This is a genomic window from Campylobacter sp. TTU-622 (genome assembly GCF_016598965.1).
GTDB lineage: Bacteria > Campylobacterota > Campylobacteria > Campylobacterales > Campylobacteraceae > Campylobacter_D.
The window spans coordinates 1-2,802 of sequence record NZ_JAENKR010000121.1 but is presented as its reverse complement, the minus strand read 5'-3'; the positions used below and the strand labels follow the sequence as shown (position 1 = coordinate 2,802).

The window sequence follows — 2,802 nt, the reverse complement described above, 5'->3', positions numbered from 1 at the left end:
ATGAAAGAATTCAAAAAGATTTTGGAGTTTTATTACCTAAATCAAATATAAATTCTACTATAAATGCTTTAATTAAAGAGGATAAAATTTTTGCTATTAGCAATATAAATACAAATTACTTAAATTTAAAAACTCAAAAAACTTTATATGATATAACTAAAAATAAATTAAACTCAGATTTTGAATTAAAAATTTCAGATTTATCAAAATTACAGAATTTAACTCAAATAAAGCTAAATGGTCCATTATCTATAGCAGGAATTTTAGAGCTTGATCAAAATATTCTTTCAAATGTGAATGTGAATGTTAATGATATAGGTGAAGAGGTTGGGGCTAATCTTCAAAATAATAAAATAAAAATTATTTTAAAAAATGCAAAAATTGAAAAAATCTTAAAAATTTTAGGTTATGAATCTTTAAGTAATGGTTATATAAATGCAAATATAGAAAATTTAGATTTGAATTTTAACAAATTAAATGCAAATGCAAATTTCGATATAAAGGGTATCTTAAATGCTAAAGCTTTGGGTAATATTTTAAATAAACAAGTTTCAAATAATATCAATTTTGATTTAAAGGCTAACTCTATAGCAAAAAATAATATAGCAAATTTTAATGCTAGTTTAATTTCAGATCTTTTAAAAATACCTAATTTAACAGGGAGTTTTGACATTAAGAAAGTTATATTAAATTCTAAATTTGATCTTATTTTAGATGATTTTTCAAAATTGAGTTTTTTAGCTGATAGAAAATTAAGTGGTAAAGCAGAATTTAATACTAAAGTAAATTTTGATAAAAATTTTGATATCGAACTAATAAGTAAAAATTTATTTAATGGAAAATTAGAAGCAATTTTTAAAAACAATATATTGAATGCAAATTTTAATGATGTTGAGCTTTCTGAGTTGGCAAAAAGTCTTGATTTTATTGATATTTATCAAGGTAGAGCGGACATAAGTGCTAATTATGATATTAATAATGAAAAAGGAGACGCTAAGCTCGATATTAAAGAAGGGAAATTAAAATCAAATGCTATTACAACAGCTGTTAAAATTTTAACATTAAAAGATATTACTACAGAAGTTTTTCATACTTCTAGCGCTAAAGCAAATATTAATAAGGATTTAATTGATTTTAATCTTGATATGCAAGCAAAACATAGCAATATTAATATAAATAAAGCAACAATAAATTTAAAAACTCAAGCTATAAATCTTCCTTTTGAAGCTAGTATTAATAAGGCAAATTTTAAAGGCTCAATTACAGGAACAAGTGAAAATCCCAAAATCAAATTAGACGTAGGAAGTATCGCAAATTCAATTAAAAATGTTATAGGAGAAAAAGCTAAAGATCAAACTAATAAAGTAGGGGAGAAAATTGATAAGCTTTTTAATAAAATATTTTAAGGTTAAAAAATGTTTAATGGTCTCATAAGAGAAATTGCAAAAGTAAAATCTTTTCGTGGGCATATATTAAGTCTAAAAACTGCTTATCGTCCAAAGATAGGAGATAGCATAGCGGTTAATGGAGCTTGTTTAAGTGTTATTAAATTATATCAAGATGGTTTTGATCTTGAGCTTTCTTATGAAAGTCGCACTAATATTGCTATAGAAAATTTAAAAGATAAAGTGCATATAGAACCTGCTTTAAGATATGGAGATAGAATTGATGGTCATTTAATGCAAGGACATATTGATGCTATAGGAGAGCTTATAAAGATTCAAAAAAATGAAAATGGGATAGATTTTTTTATAGCTTTACCTCAAAAGATTATGAAATTTATGGCAAATAAAGGAAGTATAGGTATTGATGGGGTAAGCTTAACAATCAATGAAGTTTTTAGAGATAAAATACGTCTTACAATTATACCAATCACTTTTAAAGAAACACTTTTTAAGGATTATAAAATAGGAAGAAGAATTAATATAGAAAGTGATCTTTTAGCGCGTTATCTTTATGCGCAAACAAATCAAAATAAAGGTCTTACATGGGAAGAAGTGGAGAAAATTTCTTATCTTTATTAGATAATGAGCAAGTTAGTATTTTTTGTGCTTATGATAAAGATTATAGCCCTTTTAAGGCTAAAATATTAAATGAGAATTTATTTTCTGATTTGGGTTTTAAAAATATAAAACAATGTGTGTTTATGAATCAAATTCACTCTAATAAAGTTGAAATTTTTACAAAAAGTTTTACAAATTTTTCTTGCGATGGAATTATTAGCACTTGTAAAAATACCGCACTTTGTGTTTTAAGCGCGGATTGTTTACCTTTGCTTTTATGGCATAAAAGCGGGATTATAGCTGGGCTTCATTCTGGAAGAAAGGGGACTTTTGAAAATATTTTAAAAGAGAGTATTGATAAATTTCATCTTTTAAATCCAAGTATTAAAAATGAAGAAATCAATTTATTTATAGCACCTAGTATTTGTCAAAAAAATTATGAAATTAAAGATGAACTTTTATCTTTTTCGCAAAAGTATTTTAAAGATTTTATTAAAAATTCTAGACTTGATTTAAAAGCAATTGTTAAAAAACAAGCAAAGGATTTAAGAATAAATAATATAAAAGATTGTAATATTTGCACTTTTGATGATAAAAGATTTTTTTCTTATAGACGCGAACAAACAAATAAAAGATTTGTTAGCGTTATTGTTTTAAAGGATTTAAATGTATAACAGAAAAGATTTAAGAGTTTTAAAGATCATACAAAAAGCAAGAGAATTTGGTGATAATGATTTATTAAATGAAAATCTTGTTGAAATTCTTATAAATTCAAAAATGAATAATTTAAGTCAAAATG

Annotated in this window: 2 protein-coding genes and 2 pseudogenes; all 4 read left to right on the top strand. The window is 24.1% G+C overall.

The features are described 5' to 3' along the window. Nucleotides 1-1,406, top strand: a pseudogene (locus tag JG677_RS07700) (hypothetical protein); the annotation flags it as partial. Between the two features lie 9 nt (nt 1,407-1,415). Further along, nucleotides 1,416-2,024 (top strand): riboflavin synthase, encoded by a 609-nt coding sequence (gene ribE, locus JG677_RS07695; RefSeq protein WP_200168946.1) that lies wholly within the window; start codon nt 1,416-1,418, stop codon nt 2,022-2,024. After that, on the top strand, nt 1,988-2,677 hold the full coding sequence (locus JG677_RS07690) for a polyphenol oxidase family protein (RefSeq protein WP_200168947.1): 690 nt from the start codon (nt 1,988-1,990) through the stop codon (nt 2,675-2,677). The genes ribE and JG677_RS07690 overlap by 37 nt, the downstream gene beginning before the upstream one ends. Next, nucleotides 2,670-2,802 (top strand): annotated as a pseudogene (locus tag JG677_RS08895) (hypothetical protein); the annotation flags it as partial. The gene JG677_RS07690 and the pseudogene JG677_RS08895, both read left to right, overlap by 8 nt.